This is a genomic window from Altererythrobacter sp. TH136 (assembly GCF_007065885.1).
Taxonomy (GTDB): Bacteria; Pseudomonadota; Alphaproteobacteria; order Sphingomonadales; family Sphingomonadaceae; genus Tsuneonella.
In genome coordinates this window covers 1,235,801-1,257,122 of record NZ_CP041409.1, presented here as the reverse complement: position 1 = coordinate 1,257,122, position 21,322 = coordinate 1,235,801, and the positions used below count along the sequence as shown (strand labels likewise).

Below are 21,322 nucleotides of genomic sequence, written 5' to 3'. Positions count from 1 at the left end.
AATCCGCCCTCTAGTAACAGGAGCGGCAAAACAAAAATTGCGAAAACAACATCATTAAAGAGTGACCCGTCCCATTGTAACCACGCCCAAAAGCAAACGAGCGGCAACATGGCCGCTAGTCCGGCTCGGCTGGCGGCACCCATCGAGGCTACTCTTGTGCAAGCCCACCAGATGCTAGCGCAGAGAGCTAGCACCACCACAGACAGGAGAATGAAGAACATCCCGAGGCTCAAATCTGTGTCCTAAACCAAGAAGCAGCCTGTCCGTTTGTGGGTGCGGCAACCCGACTGGCCTGAATGTCTGAGATTGGATCAAGTAACGCCCAACCTGCCATCGAGAGATTTTGAGTCGACCTCGTCGTTCTACTCGCGTCTTGGTTTCATCGAAGGGTGGAGAGATGACGGCTGGATGGTATTGACGCGGGACAGCCTCACCCTAGAATTCTTCCCTCATCCGGAGCTAAATCCTGCGGATAGCTGGTTCAGCTGCTGCCTTCGGCTGGATGATCTATCGGGTTTCTACGCCCTGTGCACAGAGGCTGGTGTGCCTGAGCAGTGTTGGGGACATCCGCGTGTTCAGCCTCCGCAGAAGGAAGACAGCGGGCTTACCATCGCAGCGCTTATCGATCCTGACGGCACCCTCCTGCGCCTTATTCAAAATTGATGTCAGCATTTGCCTACATCGGAGCCGCACTGGCCGAAATTGCGGGCTGCTTCGCTTTCTGGGCTTGGCTCCGAATGGACAAGTCGCAGTGGTGGCTTGTGCCTGGAGTGCTGTCATTGGCGCTTTTCGCGTATCTGCTGACGCTTGTTGATGCGGAGCACGCTGGGCGCACGTATGCGGCTTATGGAGGCGTCTATATCGTCGCTGCGGTGGCGTGGTTGTGGGTGGTTGAAGGAGCGACGCCAGACCGCTGGGATATGACAGGCGCTGCAGTGTGCCTAGTGGGTGCAGCAATAATCCTCTTCGGACCCCGCCCTCTGTAGCACATTCAGCCAGACGTTGCTTTCCGATACGAGTAAATTGTAGGGCGCGCGCCGCCGTAGGAGGTTTCGTGCCAGCGGGCTGATCAACTCCACCGCCAAGGCTTCAAAACCGACAGTTGTCGCTAATTCTTGGGCGCGAGCGCCTCAATGATCCGGCAGTCGCCTACCGATCCTCCTGCGCACGACGAGACCACTGACTGTAGCTCACGACGAAGGGCATTAAGGTCCGCGAGCTTTCGCTCCACTTCGGAGAGGTGCTCACGCGCAATGCGGTCCACACTCGAACAGTCCTGACCTTTGCTGTCTGATAATGTCAGGAGCGCGGCGATCTGCTCGAGGCTAAAACCTAGCTTCCTGGCACGCCGAATGAATGAAAGCCTATCAAGGTCGTCCTGCCCATACGCCCGGTAATTGTTGTCCCTGCGGCTGGGCGTCTTAAGCAAGCCATTCTTCTCGTAAAACCGAATGGTGACCGGCTTCACGCCGGTCGCCTTGCTCATCTGGCCGATCGTCAAACCCATCGCTTGACCCTCTACTTGCTATAAGGTGCATATGTGATGCCGACTCGGAGTTTGTCGAGGAGGTAGGACCGTGAGTGGGAGTTGTTCGGGTGGCGGATGCGCCACCGAAAGCGGACTGAATGATCCACGCTGGCGTCGGGCGCTGTGGATCGCTCTGGTCATCAATGCAGGCATGTTCGCCTTAGAACTGGTCGCTGGTGTTAGCGCCGATTCGCGTGCGTTGATGGCGGACGCTCTCGATTTTCTGGGCGATGCGGCGAACTACGCCATCAGCCTAGTCGTTGCCGGGATGGCTTTGGTCTGGCGTGCCCGCGCTGCTCTGCTCAAGGGCGTCACGCTTATCGCGCTGGGTCTGTGGGTGCTGGGAAGTACCGCTTATGCCGCGGTGCTAGGAGCATCGCCTCATGCGGGGACGATGGGCCTGATCGGCGTTTTGGCCTTGGTGGCAAATGTTGGCGTCGCATTGATGCTGTACCGCTTTCGCTCTGGCGACGCGAATATGCGCTCGGTTTGGATTTGCTCGCGTAACGACGCGATCGGCAACGTCGCGGTCGTGGCGGCGGCGGCTGGTGTGTTTGGAACCGGGACCGCCTGGCCCGATCTCGTAGTGGCAGCAATTTTGGCGACGCTTGGCCTCTCCGGCGGGTTCCAGATTATTCGGCAAGCGCGCGGCGAGCTAGCGGACACCGCGCGGCCTCACGCGCACCCTGCGGAGTAACGACAATGCCTATCGCGCTCCTGGTCTTTTTCGCGACTTTCTTTGCCTTGGCATTTTTCTGGCCAACCTTTCGCCTGTGGCGACGCGACGGGGTGAACGCCCTGGTCTTGCCATATGATGACACGGCCTATGGTCTCGTCGGGAAGTGGTTTCGTGCGACGCTCATTGCGGTATTCGCTTTGTTGATCGCGCTTTCGCTGGGACTTCCTGACCGAGTGCTCGGGCAATTGCGCTGGTTGGAGCAATCCGCACTTCAGAAAGCCGGCTGGGCCCTGCTCATATTGTCGCTGGTCTGGATAGTGGCAGCGCAGGCTCAGATGGGCGCTTCCTGGCGCATAGGGATCGACAAGGATACGCCGACGCCGTTGGTCACGCGCGGGATATTCGCGCGCAGTCGCAACCCCATCTTTTTGGGCATGCGGGCAAGCTTGCTTGGCCTCCTCCTGGTCCTTCCCAGCGGGATGACACTGGCAATATTCTTGCTCGGCGAGGTGCTGATGCAGGTGCAAGTTCGCCTCGAGGAGACGCATCTCTTGGGCCTCCACGGAAACAGCTTCGAACAGTATCGCCAATCTGTGCGACGCTGGTTTTGATCTAAGGCTCCGTTGTGCGGCTTAGCGAATGGCGAATGCGGCTTATGGTCACCGCACAATTGCTTGCGAGGAAGCGGTCTGATAGGCGGCCCTCCGTGCATCGTAGCGTTCTAGCTTTTCTCGTACTTATCGGCCTGCTGTTAGGCAGCGTGAGTTCGCCTTTGCTAGCTCACCCCTCTGACGACGCTGCGGCCCACGCCGGTGAAGTATCCGGACATCTCGAAGAAGCCGAGAACCAGGCATCCGACGATGGTGCGCCTTCGGAACAAGCACCCATGGGATCAGGGTTAGCTATCCATCACCATTGCAGCTGCGCCACGCCGGTCTCCGCGATCGAGGCCGGCCCGAGCCGTGAGCTGATGGCCGAAGTTTATCTCGTGTCGTCAGTGCTCGCCATGGCCTCGCTGCGCAGCGCGCCACCGATCGAGCCTCCCGCAACCTGAGCCTTTTGCCCGCGCGAGCTTGCTCGCGCGAACTGCATAGGATCAGGAGTTTCTCAAAATGTTACGACGTTGGTGCGTCTCGCTTTTCGCGAGTGCGCTTGTCATTCCGGTCAGTTCAGCCCTCGCTGAGCCGGTCACCCTCGGCCAAGCGCTGGACAAGAGCCTGCAAGCTTCGCCACGAATTGTTCGAGCCCAGGCGCAACTTCGCGCGGCCGAGGCACGCGCGATCCAGGCTAGACTGCGTCCAAACCCTGAGCTCGAGCTAGAGCTGGAAAACTTTGCCGGCACCGGCCCCTACGACGTCTTTCGGCAAACCGAGACGACGCTGGCGGTTTCGCAGGAATTCGAACTCGGTGGCGAGCGTCGAGCGAGGCGGGGGGTCGCCGCCGCCGAGCTAAGCTTTGCTCAGCTGTCGCTACGAAAGGCCGAGGTTGATCTAGCTTACGATGTCGCGGCGGCGCATGCCGAGCTACGCGCGGCCGAGGAACGCGCAGTATTAGCTCGAAGCAACATCACGCGCGCCGAAGAGCTGTCCAGGGTAGCCGGGCTGCTGGTCGATGCTGGGCGTGACCCGCCGCTTCGCAAGTTGCGCGCCGATGCCCTGCTGGCCGAAGCACGCGCTGAAGCGCTCCGAACCTTCGGCCAACTCTTGACGGCCCGTCGGCGCCTTGGGCTTCTGATTGCCACCGACGATCCCGAGTTGTCGGCGTCTGGCAGCGATGTCCCTCCTACCGGCTCGCTACCTCCTGAAGCGGCGAGTCTCGACGAACGATTGGCTGCCGCTGAACGCGACACAAGCACCGCGCGGATCGCACTGGCGCGCGCAGAAGGTATGCCAAACATCACCGCGTCTGGCGGCGTGCGGCGGTTCGAAGAGACCGGTGACCATGCGCTGGTAATGGGTGTTTCGGTTCCCCTCCCGTTCAAGCGCTCGGTCCGATCCGGTGTGCCGATCGCTACCGCCGAACGGGACGCTGCCGAAGCCGCAGTGCTCCAAGCCCGGCTTGATACGGCCTTCACCCGACGCGAAGCAGAAAATTTGCTCGCTGCGGCTCACGAGCGTGTGACTGCCTTGTCTGGCGCCGGCCTTCGCGAGGCGACCGAAGCTCTACGCGTTGCAGAGCTGGGTTACCGTGCGGGCAAGTTCCCGCTGCTTGAACTTATCGAAGCCCAGGAAGCATTGAACCGCGCACGGCTGGCAGTGATCGATGCCCAACTTGACCGTGCTCTTGCCTTGGCAGCGCTTGCTCGCGCCAACGCTCAGTAGGATATCCAACGATGGAACTGCTCAAAAACGATAATCGCCGTTTCGCTCTCGCGGCGGCGGGGGCACTTGCGTTCACAGCCGGAGGCATTCTTCTTGGCCAGACCCTGTTCGACACCTCTCCGGACGCTGCAGAACCGGCAGGCGAAGCGGGTGAGCATGGCGAAGCGGAGGAAAACCACGGTCCTGAAGGGTTCGTCGCGATTGACGGGGCTCGCGCTCAAGCTGCCGGCATAATCACCGAAATCGTTCGCAGCGGCGGGCTCGGCTCCGAGATCATTGCCCAGGGCGTGGTTGCGGCGACCCCGGAGGGGGAGTCAGTTTTGACCGCACGCGCTGATGGAACAGTTGTGCGCATCAACCGCCGCTTGGGTGACTACGTCAACGCCGGGCAGGCGGTGGCAGTGATGGAAAGCCGCGAGGCCTCTTCGATAGCGTCAGAGCGCAGCGCCGCCGCTGCGCGGCTGGCGTTGGCGAGGTCGACCTACGACCGCGAGAAGCGTCTATACGATGCCAAGGTAACCGCGCGCCAAGATCTGGAAGGGGCACAAGCGGCGTTGGCTGAAGCCCAAGCCGAGGTCAGGCGGACTCAGGCTGCGGCCGGCGCCGCCAGGGTGAGCGGGGACGGTCGCACGCTATCCGTCGTTAGCTTAGTCTCTGGCCAGGTCACCAAGAGCGACGCCAAGCTGGGCGCATTCGTCGCTGCCGGGACCGAGTTGTTCCGCGTCGCGAACCCGAACAGCGTCCAGATCAATGCTTCCGTCTTGCCCGCCGATGCTGCGCGCATCCGTCCCGGTGTAGTGGCCGTTCTCGAATTGCCGGGCGGTAATACCCGCAGCGCAACAGTCCGCTCAATCACGCCTGGGCTCGATCCGGAGAGCCGTAGCCTTACTGCGGTACTGCAACCAGCTGGCGTAGCTGGGCTCAGCCAAGGCCAGGGTTTGCGTGTGCGAATCCGGTCGGGGGAGGACGGCGACGGGCGCATCACTTTGCCCGAAGAAGCTGTCCAGTCGGTCGAAGGCCGAGACGTCGTGTTCATGAAGACCGCCAAAGGGTTCCAGGCCACGAACGTAGCTACAGGCCAGCGCAGCGGCGGCCGGATCGAAGTCGTTAGTGGGCTACGTCCCGGCGTCACAATCGCCACGAGAAACGCTTTCTTGCTCAAAGCCGAACTCGGCAAGGGCGAGGCGGAGCACTAGGATGATTGAACGAATCCTAGACGCCGCCATCCGATTTCGGTGGGCGGTGGTCATCGTCACGCTGATCGTCTCGGCTTACGGGGTGACGCAGCTCCTCAAGCTGCCGATCGATGCAGTGCCGGACATCACCAATAAGCAGGTGCAGATCAACACAGTCGCGCCCAACCTTGGCCCGCTCGACATGGAGCGGCTGGTTACATTTCCGGTCGAAACCGCGATGGCCGGTATACCCGGTCTCGAAGGTTCACGATCGATCTCGCGCAACGGTTTCAGCCAGGTAACCGTTGTCTTCGAAGACGACACCGATCTCTACTTCGCGCGTCAGCAAGTCGCGGAACGACTGAACCAGGCGAAAGGCGCGTTGCCTGAGGGCATCGAGCCGGAGATGGGTCCGGTCTCGACCGGGCTCGGTGAAGTGCTGATGTACGTCGTCGACTTTGCTCCTGCAGGCACCAAAGCGAACCCAAAAGTGCCGGGTCGACCGGGATTTCAGCCCGACGGCTCCTACCAGACTCCCGAAGGCGAGCTCCTCAAAGACGATGTGGCCAAGCAGGGCTACTTACGCTCGGTCCAAGACTGGGTAATCCGGCCCCAGCTACGCTCGGTGACGGGTGTAGCCGGCATCGACTCGATCGGTGGTTACGAAAAGCAGTTCGTCGTCCAGCCTGATCCAGCAAGGTTGGTGAGCTTTGGGGTTTCCTTTACCGACCTCGCCGAGGCACTCGAGGCAGCAAATGTTTCGGTCGGCGCTAACTTCGTCGAACGCGGCGGAGAGGCGTTCCTCGTGCGGGCAGATGGCCGCATCCGCACTCTCGATGAAATATCCCGGGCAACGGTCGCCAATCGCGGCGGTGTGCCGGTTAGAGTAAGCGACGTCGCTTCCGTCCAGATTGGCGGAGAGCTCCGCACCGGATCCGCTACCCAGAACGGCAGGGAAGTGGTCATCGGCACGGTGCTTATGCTTGCCGGGGGCAACAGCCGGATTGTAGCTGCAGCTTCCGCCGAACGACTGGATCAAGTCGCAAAATCGCTTCCGCCGGGGGTGACCGTCAAGCCGGTGCTAGATCGATCCGAGCTGGTCGATGCGACCATTGGCACGGTCGAAAAGAACCTCGCCGAAGGTGCTCTTCTAGTTGCCGCTGTGTTGTTCTGGCTGCTCGGCAATTTCCGAGCCGCGATCATTGCGACGCTGGTGATCCCGATCTCGTTCCTGGTCATGGGCACCGGAATGAACTTCACAGGCACATCCGGCAACTTGATGAGCCTAGGGGCGCTCGATTTCGGCCTGATCGTCGATGGCTCAATCATCATCATCGAAAACTGCCTGCAACGCTTGGCGCATCGCCAAAGTCAATTGGGCCGCGTGCTCACGCTTGATGAGCGTCTGCATGAAGTGTTCGAAGCATCACGTGAGATGGTCAAGCCGACCCTTTATGGGCAGGCAATCATCTTCCTCGTCTTTGTTCCGCTGCTCACCTTCACGGGCGTGGAAGGCAAGACCTTCTCGCCAATGGCGATCACCGTCCTGCTGGCTCTCGCCGGTGCGTTCGTGGCCTCCCTTACTTTCGTGCCAGCAATGATCGCCCTGCTCATCCGCGGCGAAGTTGCCGAGAAGGAAGTGAACGCCGTTGCGTGGGTCAAGGAGCGCTACGAGCCTCTGCTCAAGCGCGTCATTTCTCGGCCGTGGCCTTGGATCGGGGCTGGCGCCGGCACTTTCGGGGCAGCGGTGCTGGTTTTTATGATGCTCGGAAGCGAGTTCCTTCCGGTGCTTGGTGAAGGGAACCTGGCAATGCAGGCTCTTCGCATCCCTTCGACCTCGCTTAACAAGTCGACCGAGATGCAGCGCCAAGTAGAGCGCGCCGTGGTCAAACTACCAGAAGTGTCGCTTGTTTACTCCAAGACGGGCACTGCCGAAGTGGCAAGCGATCCGATGCCCGTGAATGCGTCGGATACCTTTATCATCCTCAAGCCCAAGGATGAGTGGCCCGACGGTGTCGATACGAAGGATGAAGTCATTGAACGTGTCGAGGGGGCGTTGGAGCCTCTTATCGGAAACGCCGTAGAAATCAGCCAGCCGATCCAGCTGCGCTTCAACGAGCTCATCGCAGGTGTGCGAGGCGATATCGCCATAAAGGTCTATGGCGATGATCTCGAAGCCATGGGACGAACGGCCCAGGAAATCGCTGAGGTGCTCAACACCGTCCCAGGCGCAGCCGACGTAAAGGTTGAGCAGACGGCAGGATTCCCCGTGCTCGACGTGCAATTCGATCGCGATGCGATCGCTCGTTACGGGCTCAGTCTTCAGGACGTAAGCGACACAGTCGCGGCGGCTATGGGCGGGCGCGAAGCAGGGATCGTGTTCGAGGGTGATCGGCGATACGACATCGTTGTTCGTCTCGATAACTTCACCCGCAACGATCTCGACGCGGTCGGTGCGCTTCCAGTAATGCTCTCTGGCGAAGACGCGCACCGTGCTTCGGTGCCGTTACGCGAGGTAGCCCGCTTCAACTTTTCGGAAGGGCTCAACCAGGTCAGCCGTGAAAACGGAAAACGCCGGGTGGTCGTGCAGGCTAACGTGCGCGGCAACGATCTGGGCTCGTTCGTTTCCGAAGCGCAGGCCAAGGTCGCCGAGCAGATCAAGTTGCCGCCGGGCAGCTTCGTCGAATGGGGCGGACAGTTCCAGAATCTGCAGGCGGCTTCCCGGACCCTGTCGCTTGTCATCCCGGTCATCTTCGCGGCAATCTTCGGCATCCTGTTCATGGCGCTTGGAGGTATCCGTCAGTCTATCGCGGTTTATTCGGCCATCCCGCTTGCGTTGGCCGGGGGTGTGTTCTCGCTGTTGCTAACCGGGTTCCCCTTCTCGGTGTCTGCTGCCGTGGGGTTCATCGTGTTGTCCGGCGTGACGGTGCTGAACGGGCTCGTTGTGATGACCAGCATCAATCAGCGGCTCGACGCAGGGCGGCCGGTGGATCAGGCCATTGCGGAAGGCACCATGGAGCGCGTTCGTGCGGTGCTGATGACCGGCATCGTCCCTGCAATAGGATTCGTGCCAATGGCGATTGCCACCGGCACTGGCGCGGAAGTGCAGAAGCCGCTGGCGATCGTCGTCATTGGCGGACTGATCACTTCAACCTTGCTAACTCTCTTCGTCTTGCCCGCAATCAGTCTCCTGTTGCTGCGCGGCCGCCAAAAGGAGCACGTGCCTGGGGACTACAGCGATGTGACTTCGCTGGGCGAGCGGGTGGTCGACGACAATAGACCCGCAAGGCAGCCAGCATGAGTGCGGGGCCCGCAAGGTTTTGTGAGCGCGCAGTGAAACCGCGGGTTTCGGTTCTCCAAGCGCAACCTGCCGCGAAATTGGTGAGGGAGACAACTTGATGGCAAGCGTAGCTGAACCTCACCTTCCATCGAGCACTGGACGCTTGCCCGAGATCGGCAGCCACGAGGGTCACGCACATGGACCGGGTGGTCATGGACCTGATGATGGCCAAGACCATGCGCATGGGGGCATCCTCGGTCCGAACACGGAGCTGTATTTTGCCCTGGCTTGCGGAGCGGCCCTTGGCATCGGCTTCGCGATCGAAAAGCTGGTCGCCGGCGCGCCTGGCTGGTTACCCTTAGCGTGCTACATCGCTGCCTACGCCTTGGGCGGTTACTTCACCGCCGGTGAGGCTCTCCGAAACCTGCTGCAGAAGCGGTTCGAAATCGACACGCTCATGCTGGTCGCCGCAGCTGGCGCCGCCGCGCTCGGCGCTTGGGCTGAAGGCGCGCTCCTGCTGTTCCTCTTCAGCCTGGGGCATGCGCTGGAGCACTACGCGATGGGTCGTGCCAAGCGCGCGATTGAAGCACTTGCTGAATTGGCACCGAAGACCGCTGTCGTCCGGCGCGACGGTGCGACGTTGGAGGTGCCAGTAGAGGCACTGGTCATCGGCGACGTAGTTCTGGTGAAGCCCAACGAGCGGCTACCCGCAGATGGTTTCGTGGTGCTCGGTGACAGCAGCGTCAATCAGGCTCCCGTGACCGGCGAGAGCATGCCGGTCGACAAGCGGGCGGTCAGCGACCCAGCAACAGCGCGCGAAGCGCCAGAGCGCGTCGAAGCGGCACATCGCGTATTTGCCGGTACGATCAACGGTAGCGGAACGCTCGAAATTGAGGTGACGCGGCTTTCGACCGACAGCGCGTTGGCCAAGGTCGTGAAGCTGGTAAGCCAAGCCGAAACGCAGAAGTCTCCCACGCAGCGGTTTACGGACAAATTCGAACGCTTCTTCGTGCCTGCGGTTCTGGTCCTGGCCGTGCTGCTGCTATTTGCATGGGTGGTTGTCGACGAGCCATTCCGCGATAGCTTCTATCGCGCAATGGCGGTCCTGGTGGCAGCGAGCCCCTGTGCGCTTGCGATCGCCACCCCTAGCGCAGTTCTGTCCGGGGTAGCTCGCGCCGCTCGGGGCGGCGTGCTGGTTAAAGGAGGGGGGCCACTGGAAAACCTTGGCTCGTTGACGGCGATCGCTTTCGACAAGACGGGCACGCTCACTAAGGGTGAGCCGAGGATCACGGACCTTCTCCCGCTTGGCGGCACTTCGGAAACTGACCTGCTCGCTACGGCCGTAGCGGTCGAGAGCCTGAGTGATCATCCTCTGGCCGAAGCCATCGTGAAGGGTGGGCGGGAGCGGCTGGGAGATACGTCGATACCGGCCGCGTCCGACCTCGAAAGTCTCACTGGCCGCGGTGTGCGCGCCATGCTCGATGGACAGACGGTGCTCATTGGCAAGGCGGAAATGTTCGGCGCTGAAGGAATTCCGCCGCTCTCTCCAGAGGCCCAGGCGGCCGTCGAAGGTTTTCGCGAAAAGGGTCGCACAACGATGATCGTGCGTCGGGCCAAGATCGATCTTGGCGTTATTGGCCTGCTCGACACACCTCGTGAGGCCGCCAAACAAACTCTCGCGACGCTACGCGCTCTCGGCATTACCCGAATGATCATGATCTCTGGCGATCATCAGCGTGCCGCCGAGGCGGTCGCGGCCGAGGTCGGGTTGGACGAAGCCTGGGGCGATCTCATGCCCGAGCAGAAGGTCGACGCGATCAAGAAGCTGAGCGCCGAGGGCAAGGTCGCGATGGTGGGGGACGGCGTGAACGACGCGCCGGCTATGGCAAGCGCGACGGTCGGGATTGCCATGGGCGCTGCAGGGTCCGACGTCGCGCTCGAAACCGCAGACGTCGCGCTCATGGCGGATGACCTGTCGCACCTTCCGTTCGCCGTGGGGCTCAGCCGCCGCACCCGCTCCGTCATCAGGCAAAACGTCTTCGTCAGCCTCGGAGTGGTAGCCATCCTTGTGCCCGCCACGATTTTCGGACTCGGGATCGGTCCTGCTGTAGCTATGCATGAGGGATCGACCTTATTAGTGGTGATCAATGCGCTGCGACTACTCGGATACCGTGACCCGAGGGCGGTCGTAGGAGGTTCCGCCTGACTGCAGAGGCAAGGAGAAATGATACTTTTGTTGCCCTATGTGGCTAAGCCGCCAAGGAGCGAGTGTGACCTCTGATTGGTTTTCGCTTCAACATGTCGTGCGGGCGCGCAGCGGCGCGGCGTCTAATATGGCTCCATGCGCGTCAGAAGATCGCTGAGGGGCAGCTTTCGGGTCTATCTTTGAGACCTTCGAATGTCCTGATTGGGGGCGCAAAGCGGTCACAGAACGATCCGAGTTCGACAGCGGTCAAATCGAGCCCCCGCAACCATCAGGTGGTTCTGAATTACGTAATAGCCTCACTGGAGACAGTGGGGCTTTTTTGCGTCTCCCCTAAAACCTGTGTGACTCGGCTCCGCGAGTGCGCTTATGCTGACACATGAACGATAGCTCGGCAAAGGATGGCACGATGGCAACGGCGAACATGACCCAGGCGAACGATGACATGGCACCCGGAGAGTGGGCCGCGCGGGTCGATCTGGCGGCGGCATATCGCCTTGTCGCGCTTTACCGTTGGGATGACTTGATTTTCACGCACCTGTCAGCGCGCGTGCCGGGTCCCGAACATCACTTCCTGATCAACCCGTACGACATGATGTTCGAAGAGATTACCGCATCCTCGCTGGTCAAGATCGATGTCGATGGTGCGCCCGTTGGCAAGAGCGAACATCCGGTCAATCCGGCTGGGTTCACCATCCACTCTGCCATCCATATGGCTCGTGACGATGCGCACGCCGTGATGCACCTGCATACCCCGCACGGTCAGGCCGTATCGGCGATGGAGTGGGGGCTGTTGCCGCACACCCAGACAGCGATGATAGCTGCACACGATGTCGCGTATCACGAGTACGAAGGCATCGCGACAGACCTGGAGGAGCGTGAGCGGCTGGTGCAGGATCTCGGCACCAAAAACGCGATGATCTTGCGCAACCACGGCACTCTCGCTGTGGGGGATAGCGTCGGCGCATGCTTCGTGCGGCTCTATTTCCTGGAGCGGGCATGTGAAGCTCAGGTGCACATGCTCGCCGCGGGGCGGGACCATCTCTACAACCCGCCGCAGGGTACCCCTGAGAAGGTTGAGCAGCAAAGCAATCCGAAGGGCATGGGCGCACTTGCGCAGGCGCTTGCCTGGCCAGCGTTGTTGCGGAAGCTCGACCGCATCGACCCGAGCTACCGCAACTAACGCGGCGTATGCGGTAGGGCGTCGCCCGGTGGCGGACGCACCCGCGTTGCGTTAACGGCCAAGCGCGCCCGCGGCTGCGTCCAGTTTTTCGCGGCTATTGCCGTGCTTGTCGATCAGTTCCTGTGCCTGATCGATACTGATCCCATGCTTTTCGGCAAAATAGCGAACTTCGTAGCCTTGTTCGCCTGCGACGCGTGCGCGATCCTGCCCGCCGCGATCTTGTTTGTCGTCCGACATCACAAGTCTCCTTCCGGCAGGTTAACTCACGGGATTCGCGTAAGTTTCCGCCGAGGGGTTCAGTCGTCCGCCAAACCGTGTGCAACGGTGCCGGTGGAAAACAACCGTCCGATCTCCGCCTCAGAGAGGTGGAGGACGTCACGCAAAATGGCGCGAGTGTCCTCTCCCGCGCGTGGAGGTGCCCGGCGATAGCTTGCCGGTGTGGCGGAGAGCTGCGCGGGAAAGCCCACGAACCGGACTTCGCTGCCATCGCGGCGTTCGATGGAACGGACGAGGCCGCGTGCCTTCACCTGCGGCGCCGCTAGAGCTTCGGGCACTGTATTGACGCGGCCGCTCGGCACGCCTGCATTATTCAGTGCTTCGACGAGTTCCGCCGACGACCAGCCCGCCAACACCGGTTCGATCGCCGCCAGCAGGGCGTGCTTATTGGCGCTCCGAACGCTCATGGTCGCGAATGGCGGAGCGTCCGCCAGGGCATCAAGGCCAAGCACCCGGACCAGTTTGGCCCACTGCCGGTCGTTGGCGGTCGCAATCAATATGTCGCCATCGGCGCAGGTGAATACCTGATATGGAACGATGTTCGGGTGCTGGTTGCCGAGGCGTCCCGGTTCCGTGCCCCCGTTAAGCCAGCTGGCGGCCTGATTGCTCATGACCGCGAGCTGCGCTTCGAGCAACGACAGGTCGATCCGCTGCCCCTGGCCGGTATTGTCACGGTGGCGCAGCGCGGCGAGAATAGCGATCGCCGCGTAAAGCCCGGTCGTGAGGTCGCTGATCGGCACCCCCACTTTCATCGGCGGACCGTCGGCCGCGCCGGTGACGCTCATCAGTCCGCTGAGGCCCTGGATCAGAAAATCGTATCCGCCGCGGTCCTTATCGGGACCCGTTTGCCCGAACCCGGTGATCGAACACCACACAAGATCGGGCTTGATCGCTGCCAGACTGTCATAGTCGAGCCCGAAACGGGCGAGACCGCCGACGCGGAAGTTCTCCACCACCACATCCGCTGTCGCAGCAAGCCGCCGAATGATCTCGGCGCCTTTGGGCGTGGCGATGTCCACTGCGATCGATTGCTTGTTGCGATTGGCGCAGGAGAAATACGCCGAGTCCGTTGACTGCGCCAAAAAGGGCGGCCCCCAGGCGCGGGTGTCGTCGCCGGCGCCCGGCTGTTCCACCTTGATCACCTCTGCCCCCAGATCTCCGAGGATCTGCGTCGACCACGGTCCCGCGAGCACGCGCGACAAGTCGAGCACGCGAATACCGTCAAGCGCACCGCTCACCGGTTCTTGAACTCCGGCGCGCGCTTGTCGAGGAAGGCGTCGAGAGCTTCCTTGTGGTCATCCGTATGGTGCGACAGAGCCTGGTAAGCCGCCGCCGTTTCCAGGTGAGTGGCCAGCTTCTGATCCATGCCTTCGCGCATCATCCGTTTGGCAAGGCGAGTGGCGTGGCCGGGGCTCGAAGCGATGGCTTGGGCTAGCTCCTGCGCCCGGGCGAGCAGCCGGTCAGCCGGATGCACCTCGCTAACCAGCCCCCATGCTAGCGCCGTCTGTGCGTCCACCGGATCGCCAGTCAGCGTCATCTGGCTCGCGCGGGCATAGCCGATCACCCGGGGCAGCAACCAGGCGCCGCCGCCCCCCGGAATAATGCCCAGTTTCACGTAGCTTTCGGCGACCACCGCGCTTTCCGCCATGATCCGCATGTCGCACATCAGCGTGATGTCAAAGCCGAGGCCGATGGCATGGCCATTGATCGCCGCGACGACCGGTACCTCGAGCTCCCACAAGGCGCGGCCGATCCGTTGAACGGTCGTGCGGTAATGGTTGCGCTGATCGAACGGGGAGCCGGAGAACATCCCGGTCCCCTCTCGCATCGCCTTCACGTTTCCCCCGGAGCAGAACGACTTTCCGGCACCGGTCAGCACGAGCGCACGGATCGAACGGTCGCGCGCAAGGCTTTCGGTCAATTCGACGAATTCCGCGCTCTGGTCAGGATCGGTGATTGCGTTGCGATCTTCGGGGCGATCCATCGTGACGGTCATCACCGCACCATTGCGTTCGATCCTCAGGAAATCACCCATGCCCGCTCCTTTCGCTTTGTACCGGCTGTAAGGGGCGGGCGACCGCTGAGCAATTCTCCCGTTGCCGTCCACGCTTCGCTCGCGCAGACAGGGCGCGACGTGTTCGAGAGCCTGACCCTTGCAGCTATCCCGCCAGAGGACGACGCGCTTCGCCCGCAGGTCCGTGCCCTGGCGCAGGAGGTCGTCGCCGCGTTGTCGCTGGAACAGCGCGCGCGATCGTGGATGGGGCATGATGCTGAGTTCAGCCGCAAGCTGGGCGCGGCGGGCCTGCTCGGCCTGACGCTTCCACAGGAGTATGGCGGCGGCGGGAAGGGGCCATTCGCTCGATTTGTCGTGGTGGAGGAACTGCTGGCAGCCGGCGCTCCGGTCGGCGCGCACTGGATCGCCGATAGGCAAAGCGCGCCGTTGATCCTCAACTTCGGGACGGAGGCGCAGCGGCAATCCTACCTCCCGCGGATCTGCCATGGTGACGCGCTGTTCTGCATCGGCATGAGTGAACCTGGCGCCGGGTCCGATCTTGCCGCTGTGCGCACCCGCGCGGAGCCGGTCGACGGAGGCTGGCGGCTCAGCGGTCAAAAGATCTGGACCACCGGGGCCCAGTATGCCGATTACATGATCGCGCTGGTTCGCACGTCGGGCGGGCCGGAAGACCGCCACGCCGGCCTGTCGCAATTGATCGTGGACCTGTCGCTGCCGGGTATCTCCATCCGCCCGATCAAGGATCTGACCGGTGACGAGCACTTCAACGAGGTTTTCTTCGATGGCGTGGAGCTGCCGGGGGACTCGTTGATCGGCGCCGAGGGGCAGGGCTGGGCGCAGGTCACCGCCGAGCTGGCATTTGAACGCAGCGGTCCTGAACGGATCTATTCTAGCCTGGTGTTGCTGGACGGATGGTTGGCGCACTTGCGCAAGGCCGGCCGCACCGATGATGCCACCGCCGCGCTGGTTGGCGGGTTCGTTGCGCGGCTGGCGGCGCTTCGGGCGATGTCGCTCGCCTGTACCGCGCGGCTCGCGGCGGGAGAGAGCCCGGTGGTCGAGGCAAGCCTGGTCAAGGACCTGGGTACGGCTTTCGAGCAGGATTTGCCGCTGGCAATCGCCGATGATCTAGCGAGCCACGATGAGCCGGTCGACGCGGATCTTACGCGAGCGTTGACGTACGTTACCCGCGTCGCTCCCAGCTTCTCGCTGCGCGGCGGAACGCGAGAAATCCTGCGCGGGATCATCGCGCGGGGGCTGGGCCTGCGGTGACAGAGTTCCTCGAACCGTTCGAGCGGATGCTCACGCTGCTGTTTCCGGCCGACCGAGTGCGGGCGATCGACGCGGGCGCGGAATGGCAGCATGAGCGCGAGGAGGTCGAGCAATCGGGGTTCCTTGACGCGCTCGTGCTCGAAACCGCAGGCGGCGCCGGAATGTCAGTGGCCGACGCCGCCCAATTATGGCGCGCGCTCGGTCGCAACGCGGCCCCGATTGCGATCGGCGAGGCCATGGTCGCCCGGGCCGGCCTCTGTGCCGAAGCTGAGGTTTTGCTACTCGCCGCAGCCCTGTCGGGTGCCGCGGACCGGGTGCTCGCGATGAGCGCCGCCTACGCCGGGGAGCGCAGCCAATTCGGTAAGCCGATCGGCCGGCAGCAAGCGCTCCAGCAGCAGCTCGCGGTCATGGCGGAGGATTGTGTCGCCATCCGCCTCGCTGTTGAGCTTGCCGCTGCCGGTGAGCCGCCCGACCGGTTGCGCATCGCTGTGGCCAAGTCGGTCGCCTCCTCCGCCGCCCCTCGCATCGCCAACGCCGCTCACGCCGTGCACGGTGCCATCGGAATCAGCGCAGAATACGACTTGCAGCTTTACACCGGGCGGTTGCATGAATGGCGCGCGGCCCTGGGTTCCGAGACCCGCTGGAACCGCGAACTCGGCCATGCGCTGCTCGTCAGCCACGCGCCCGTACTCGACTGGACCCGGGCGCGGCTGTTCGGCGAAAGCTAGACAGCGCGCCGGCGTTGGGCGACGGTGCAGCAAAGGACAAGGATGCTGGCATGAATTTTCGCGCAAATGACCGGGTTTCCATCGATCTTGAAGACGGCGGCGTCGCGCAGGTCCGGCTGACCCGCGCCGACAAGATGAACGCGCTCGATGGCGAGATGTTCAATCGGCTGATCGAGGCCGGACAGGCGCTGCAGAACATGAAGGGGCTGCGGTGCGTGGTCCTGGCGGGTGAGGGGCGCGCATTCTGTGCCGGCCTCGATCTATCCAGTTTCGGCCGCGAACGCGGTGACGAGCCCCCGCTGACAGAGCGCACCTTTGGCAATGCCAATCGCGCGCAGCAGGTGGCGATGCAGTGGCGCAAGCTGCCGGTCCCTGTCATCGCCGCGGTTCACGGCGTGTGCTTCGGCGGCGGTCTGCAAATTGCCAGCGGCTCAGACGTGCGCGTGGTCGCGCCCGATACGCGCATGGCGATCATGGAAATGCGCTGGGGCCTGGTGCCCGACATGGGCGGCATCGCCCTGTGGCGCGACCTGATCCGGGGCGATGTGCTGCGCGAACTGACCTTCACCAACCGGGAGTTTACCGGGACGGAAGCCCAGGTGATCGGTCTGGCGACCTACGTCGAGGATGACCCGCTTCAGCGCGCCAACGAAATCGCGCGCACCATCGCCGACCGCAACCCCCACGCGATGCGCGGCGCAAAGCGCCTGATCAACGCGATGGCGGACAAGAACACCGCCGACTTGCTGATGGAAGAAAGCCTCGAGCAACACCCGCTGCTCGGATCGAAGAACCAGATGGAAGCCGTGATGGCCGGAATGCAGAAGCGGAAAGCGACCTACGAAGACGTCTAGCCGAAAATGGCGGCCGCCTGCATCCCGGCAAGTACCTGCTCGCCATCGGCGTTCCACAGCCTGAGTCGCTCGCTTGAGTATCCGTGGTCGGCATGATCGCTGGCGGCTTCGGCCAGGAACCAGCCGTCGCGGGTGCGCGCGTCAGGATCGAGCAGGTTAAAGCTCCAATTGATCGATGACAGCGGCCCCTGGCGCTGCATCGCGCGCATGGATCCGGGCGGCAGCGCATCCCCCAGGACAATCGCCTGGATGACCGGGTCCAGTCCCTCACGGTCGGCAAGACGGACCCAGCGGCGCACCAGCGGCGGACCCTTGCCCCGTTCATCCTGCGCGCGGCGAATCTCAAGATTCTGGGTGAAGAAGTTGGTCGGGCTTGGCACGCCCTCGCAGTCTTCCGGCGCTCCTGGCCATTGATCGACCTTGCTCGCCGGGTGCAGCGCATTCGGCTCCCGGCTTTCGCCAAACAGCATCAGCGCGGTGAGCGCGAGCTTGCCGTCGCTGGCGATATCGCTACGCACCTGGGTCACGTTACGGCCCTGGCGCACCATCTCGACCTTGAACGACAGGTTCGCCCCGACCGGCGCGACAAAGCCGACTTGCGCGGCCCGGAATGGCGGCAAATCGGGCATGGCTTTTCGCACCGCCGCCAGCGCCAGCGCGGCCGATGCGCCGCCGAACAGGGTGCGCCCCTGCATCCAGTTCTCCGCACCCGACAGGGTGACTGGGCGAGTGTCAGCGGGAACCGCATCAATCAGGTTGGCAAAACGCATAGGCTGCGTTGCATAGCGAAACGCAAACCATTCGCCAGTCCCGATTGCGTTGCGCGCGGCGAGCCGCTAGGGCGCCGCTTCCTCCACGCGAGTGGGGGCCGTTATCATGCTAGGGCCCGATGGCGGAGTGGTTACGTAGAGGACTGCAAATCCTCGCACGCCGGTTCGATTCCGGCTCGGGCCTCCAGATTGTCGCGGACAACAGACGCGTTGCGGCAAACCGCCGTCGGCGTTAATGGCCCGCCCGAGTGCCGCTTTAGCTCAGTTGGTAGAGCACATCATTCGTAATGATGGGGTCACAGGTTCGAGTCCTGTAAGCGGCACCAGTCTTTCAACAGGCAATTCGAGAGGGTTAAGGGGGACGGTCGTTCGGCTGGGTCGGCCGCTTGGGTCCTGTTTGGGGCGCTTTGGGCAGTCTTTTGGGTCGACCCACTCAACGCAGGCTCAGCTGCCTTGCTAAGGGGCCGCGATGCTGTTTGGTTGCGCCCGGCATTCGGTTTAAAGGTCGATCCAATTTAGCCATACGGCTGCGACTCTTATAGCGCGCGGCTGGTCGGGTGGCGAAAGCATCCGAGGGTTATAGTGCTTAGCCGCGAGAACGCACGCTCGTAGTGGCCCTGCACAGACGCGAGGCCCCACAAGACGGCTGAATGAATAGTGGTATCCGCTGTAGGGCCGTGCATTGCTGCGGTATTAGGACCTTGACGCTGAGCATCGCCGTGCGACAACAACCCCCGACGACATGGGGGTCTCATGGTATATACCGTATTGTTCGATGAGCCGCACGAGGCGGCGTGGTTTAAGAATCTCCATCCAGCTCTGAAGAACGCTGATGAAATAGCTATAAGTGATGCAAAGGGTATCGCTGCGGCTGCGGGAGTCCTTAGCTACGACCGACCGGACATCGTTCTGCTGAGGGATGGCAGGCCAATTCTGGTGGTTGAGGAAACGGTAGAAGTTCCAAGTGGTCATAATGTGGGACAGCGCTTTGCGAGGTTGGCGGCTGCTGCGGAACACCGAGTGCCGTGCCTCTATTTTGGTCCTTATAAGGCTCGAAAGCATGGGGGCCAAACCCAAGGCCCACGATACATGAATCTTAGATTGTTCGGCGCACTTGATGCAATGACACGAGTGACCAAGACCGCGCTGACCACCATCAATTGGCCTGTCGATGCAGCTTGCGAGGTTCGACGGGACCGCCAAAAAGACGATGATGTAAAGGAGTACGTGGGTACCCTTCTAGACATCCCGGCCGACGCATCGATCGCCCATTTGAACCGCCAGATGCTGGAATCGAAGATACACATCCGCATGCTCAAGGAGCGGGGCGAATTCGCAGCCACAGTCAAACGGGCAAAAGAGTATGATCTACCGCCTCGATCTGTTGAGATCGTAACTCAAAAGACCTTTTTTGCCGGTTATGGTGTGAATCCAGCCGCGGCCGGAATCGCCTCTGCAGAACTTATCGTCTATAATGTGGGTATGAAGAAAATTAGATCGGATCCCTACACAGGAATGGCGATCCTATACCACTACCTCTATATTGCGGAGCACTCTGATCGGGCATTGATTCTTTGGTTCCCTAATATCACACATAGGATGTGGGTTACGGCTGCCGCAAATCAGCGCCGCAAGGCCATACGGCTTTTCAAGCATGCCGCGGAAGGGATTATGTTTAAAGACGGCTTGATCGCCAGGGACGCCCTCTAAGCGCGTCTGAAGGTCAGCAAAGTCTCGTCGCCCATCTTATTAGCTCGTCGATTTTCGGCTGAGCGCACTGCGATTGCCACTTCTGCGTATCCAGCGGCCTCTGCGTGTTTACGCGTCATCTCCGTGAGATCGATGAGTTGTCCCTTAATCGTTGGATTTCCCACGAGGACAAATAGAAAGCCACCGTCGAGGGTGATGCGGTAAGATTCGGCGATCATCCTCGCGTAGTCGTTTGTGAAACGATCAAGTACGGTTCTGGACTGACGCTGACCCCCGGTGAGTTCACGATCAAGCGCCTTGTGGTCATAGCCGAGCCAAGTTAAACTGAGTGTTCCGTACTCCGCGTAGGGAATAGACCCGACGTAGGGTGGGTGTGTGACGACCGCCTGCGCTACTTTGTCACTCAGAGAAAGATTCCTCGCGTCACCTTTTGTGGCGTGAATGTCTCCCCAGTTCCCCTCTTGTGAAAGCCCGCCGACGCGCTCAATCAGCAGCTCGATCGCTTTCAGGAAATATCGGCCGGGTCGTGGGCGCTCGCCTCCCCGCTTGTCGAACATGACGTTTGGGTAGCCTTGGTGAGCGTTGCTTGCGCGGCGGAGTATGTCACTGAATGCCGTCAGGCCAATGTTCTGCAGTCGGGCGTCTGTCTCCTCCATAATAGAGTTGTGAATCGCAATAAGGTCACGCAAGACTTGAGGCTGAAACCATTTCCTGAACCATGGGTCATCAAGCCGAGCGTCGCCCTCATCTCGCATCAATGTGGGCGCAGCAAATAATCCTTCGCCGGGGAGCTGGGCGATCGTCGCCCGCATACGACGACCAAATTCCTTCAGCGACGCGAGCTCGACGGGCGTAATTTTTACAGACGCGATAAGCACGGCGAGGGGGTTCATGTCGATCCCAATCGCCCGTCGGCCGGCCAGACCTGCTTCCACAAGTGTCGTGCCGGACCCGCAGTACGGATCGACTATTAAGTCCCCGGGTGAGGATAAGAATTCGATCGCCTGGCGCGCGATCTGCGGAATGAATTTGCCCGAGTAGCGATGCGCAGAGTGGGTCAAATATCCCGTGTCGGTGTTCCAGAAATTCCAATCTGCATTGAGTACTTTTGACCGCACTGACTCCGCACCCGGCGCGCTCATTAGCGAGCGACCTCAGCCAGAGACCCCGTGCAAGATGAGCTGCCATCAGCGTCCAGGATCAAGCACGAAACATCCGCCGGTAATACGTTCATCTTCCGCCGGCTCGTGAACACCAGCGTAGGCATCAGGACCAATGTGTCTAAGGGTAACAACTCAGGGAATCCGCGTTCGAGAGCAAACTTCTCCAATG

19 protein-coding genes, 2 tRNA genes and 1 pseudogene are annotated in these 21,322 nt (G+C 61.7%); 16 read left to right on the top strand and 6 right to left on the bottom strand.

The window, feature by feature from the left end:
- The first annotated feature begins 306 nt into the window (after nucleotides 1-306).
- Both C0V74_RS13020 and C0V74_RS06135 read left to right on the top strand, forming a co-directional pair.
- Entirely contained in the window at nucleotides 307-663 is a 357-nt protein-coding gene (locus C0V74_RS13020; protein ID WP_143251057.1) for a bleomycin resistance protein, read from the top strand.
- Nucleotides 663-986: a YnfA family protein gene (locus C0V74_RS06135; RefSeq protein ID WP_143251056.1), complete on the top strand. Its 324-nt coding sequence runs from the start codon at nucleotides 663-665 to the stop codon at nucleotides 984-986. The genes C0V74_RS13020 and C0V74_RS06135 overlap by 1 nt, the downstream gene beginning before the upstream one ends.
- Before the next feature lie 122 nt (nucleotides 987-1,108).
- On the opposite strand, the gene C0V74_RS06130 is transcribed toward C0V74_RS06135, so the two are convergent.
- On the bottom strand, nucleotides 1,109-1,507 hold the full coding sequence (locus C0V74_RS06130; protein ID WP_143251055.1) for a helix-turn-helix domain-containing protein: 399 nt from the start codon (nucleotides 1,505-1,507) through the stop codon (nucleotides 1,109-1,111).
- A gap of 70 nt (nucleotides 1,508-1,577) precedes the next feature.
- On the opposite strand from C0V74_RS06130, the gene C0V74_RS06125 reads away from it, so the two are divergent.
- From C0V74_RS06125 to C0V74_RS06090, 8 genes and pseudogenes are all read left to right on the top strand, one after another.
- Nucleotides 1,578-2,225 carry a cation transporter gene (locus C0V74_RS06125; RefSeq protein WP_246844981.1) on the top strand — a complete coding sequence of 216 codons (648 nt, stop codon included), beginning with the start codon at nucleotides 1,578-1,580 and terminating at the stop codon, nucleotides 2,223-2,225.
- Between the two features lie 5 nt (nucleotides 2,226-2,230).
- Nucleotides 2,231-2,818: an isoprenylcysteine carboxylmethyltransferase family protein gene (locus C0V74_RS06120; protein ID WP_143251053.1), complete on the top strand. Its 588-nt coding sequence runs from the start codon at nucleotides 2,231-2,233 to the stop codon at nucleotides 2,816-2,818.
- Nucleotides 2,819-2,913: 95 nt separating this feature from the next.
- A complete protein-coding gene (locus tag C0V74_RS06115) occupies nucleotides 2,914-3,261 on the top strand; it encodes a hypothetical protein (protein ID WP_143251052.1) in 348 nt (115 codons plus the stop codon).
- Between the two features lie 58 nt (nucleotides 3,262-3,319).
- Complete coding sequence (locus C0V74_RS06110; protein WP_143251051.1) at nucleotides 3,320-4,528, top strand: TolC family protein; 1,209 nt, start codon at nucleotides 3,320-3,322, stop codon at nucleotides 4,526-4,528.
- An 11-nt stretch (nucleotides 4,529-4,539) separates the two neighbouring features.
- On the top strand, nucleotides 4,540-5,724 hold the full coding sequence (locus C0V74_RS06105) for an efflux RND transporter periplasmic adaptor subunit (protein ID WP_143251050.1): 1,185 nt from the start codon (nucleotides 4,540-4,542) through the stop codon (nucleotides 5,722-5,724).
- Nucleotide 5,725: 1 nt separating this feature from the next.
- The gene (locus tag C0V74_RS06100) at nucleotides 5,726-9,004 is read left to right on the top strand and encodes a CusA/CzcA family heavy metal efflux RND transporter (protein ID WP_143251049.1); all 3,279 of its coding nucleotides are present in this window, start codon (nucleotides 5,726-5,728) and stop codon (nucleotides 9,002-9,004) included.
- A 190-nt stretch (nucleotides 9,005-9,194) separates the two neighbouring features.
- Nucleotides 9,195-11,189 (top strand): annotated as a pseudogene (locus C0V74_RS06095) (heavy metal translocating P-type ATPase); the annotation flags it as partial.
- 406 nt (nucleotides 11,190-11,595) lie between these two features.
- The gene (locus C0V74_RS06090; RefSeq protein ID WP_143252190.1) at nucleotides 11,596-12,369 is read left to right on the top strand and encodes a class II aldolase/adducin family protein; all 774 of its coding nucleotides are present in this window, start codon (nucleotides 11,596-11,598) and stop codon (nucleotides 12,367-12,369) included.
- A 51-nt stretch (nucleotides 12,370-12,420) separates the two neighbouring features.
- Here the strand turns inward: C0V74_RS06090 and C0V74_RS06085 are convergent, their stop codons facing one another.
- From C0V74_RS06085 to C0V74_RS06075, 3 genes are read right to left on the bottom strand one after another with little or no spacing between them, the layout of a single operon-like run.
- Nucleotides 12,421-12,606, bottom strand: a complete 186-nt coding sequence (locus C0V74_RS06085; protein WP_131622510.1) for a DUF3606 domain-containing protein — start codon at nucleotides 12,604-12,606, stop codon at nucleotides 12,421-12,423.
- A gap of 59 nt (nucleotides 12,607-12,665) precedes the next feature.
- Nucleotides 12,666-13,883: a CoA transferase gene (locus tag C0V74_RS06080; protein WP_246844980.1), complete on the bottom strand. Its 1,218-nt coding sequence runs from the start codon at nucleotides 13,881-13,883 to the stop codon at nucleotides 12,666-12,668.
- Complete coding sequence (locus C0V74_RS06075; protein WP_143251048.1) at nucleotides 13,880-14,680, bottom strand: crotonase/enoyl-CoA hydratase family protein; 801 nt, start codon at nucleotides 14,678-14,680, stop codon at nucleotides 13,880-13,882. The genes C0V74_RS06080 and C0V74_RS06075 overlap by 4 nt, the downstream gene beginning before the upstream one ends.
- Nucleotides 14,681-14,779: 99 nt before the next feature.
- Here C0V74_RS06075 and C0V74_RS06070 point away from each other — a divergent pair, with 99 nt between their 5' ends.
- From C0V74_RS06070 to C0V74_RS06060, 3 genes are read left to right on the top strand one after another with little or no spacing between them, the layout of a single operon-like run.
- Nucleotides 14,780-15,928 carry an acyl-CoA dehydrogenase family protein gene (locus C0V74_RS06070; protein ID WP_143251047.1) on the top strand — a complete coding sequence of 383 codons (1,149 nt, stop codon included), beginning with the start codon at nucleotides 14,780-14,782 and terminating at the stop codon, nucleotides 15,926-15,928.
- Complete coding sequence (locus C0V74_RS06065; RefSeq protein WP_210413460.1) at nucleotides 15,925-16,656, top strand: acyl-CoA dehydrogenase family protein; 732 nt, start codon at nucleotides 15,925-15,927, stop codon at nucleotides 16,654-16,656. The genes C0V74_RS06070 and C0V74_RS06065 overlap by 4 nt, the downstream gene beginning before the upstream one ends.
- Nucleotides 16,657-16,706: 50 nt before the next feature.
- Nucleotides 16,707-17,510 carry a crotonase/enoyl-CoA hydratase family protein gene (locus tag C0V74_RS06060; RefSeq protein ID WP_143251046.1) on the top strand — a complete coding sequence of 268 codons (804 nt, stop codon included), beginning with the start codon at nucleotides 16,707-16,709 and terminating at the stop codon, nucleotides 17,508-17,510.
- On the opposite strand, the gene C0V74_RS06055 is transcribed toward C0V74_RS06060, so the two are convergent.
- Complete coding sequence (locus tag C0V74_RS06055) at nucleotides 17,507-18,280, bottom strand: thioesterase family protein (RefSeq protein ID WP_143251045.1); 774 nt, start codon at nucleotides 18,278-18,280, stop codon at nucleotides 17,507-17,509. The genes C0V74_RS06060 and C0V74_RS06055 overlap by 4 nt on opposite strands.
- 113 nt (nucleotides 18,281-18,393) lie before the next feature.
- Here C0V74_RS06055 and C0V74_RS06050 point away from each other — a divergent pair.
- The 3 genes from C0V74_RS06050 (at nucleotide 18,394) to C0V74_RS06040 (ending at nucleotide 19,990) form a co-directional block, all read left to right on the top strand.
- Nucleotides 18,394-18,467: transfer RNA gene (locus tag C0V74_RS06050), tRNA-Cys, on the top strand.
- 63 nt (nucleotides 18,468-18,530) lie between these two features.
- Nucleotides 18,531-18,606 (top strand) — tRNA-Thr (locus C0V74_RS06045).
- 427 nt (nucleotides 18,607-19,033) lie between these two features.
- Nucleotides 19,034-19,990, top strand: coding sequence for a hypothetical protein (locus C0V74_RS06040; protein ID WP_143251044.1), 957 nt, complete (start codon nucleotides 19,034-19,036; stop codon nucleotides 19,988-19,990).
- Here the strand turns inward: C0V74_RS06040 and C0V74_RS06035 are convergent.
- On the bottom strand, nucleotides 19,987-21,132 hold the full coding sequence (locus C0V74_RS06035) for a DNA methyltransferase (RefSeq protein WP_143251043.1): 1,146 nt from the start codon (nucleotides 21,130-21,132) through the stop codon (nucleotides 19,987-19,989). The two genes, C0V74_RS06040 and C0V74_RS06035, sit on opposite strands and share 4 nt — an antisense overlap.
- Nucleotides 21,133-21,322 lie beyond the last annotated feature (190 nt).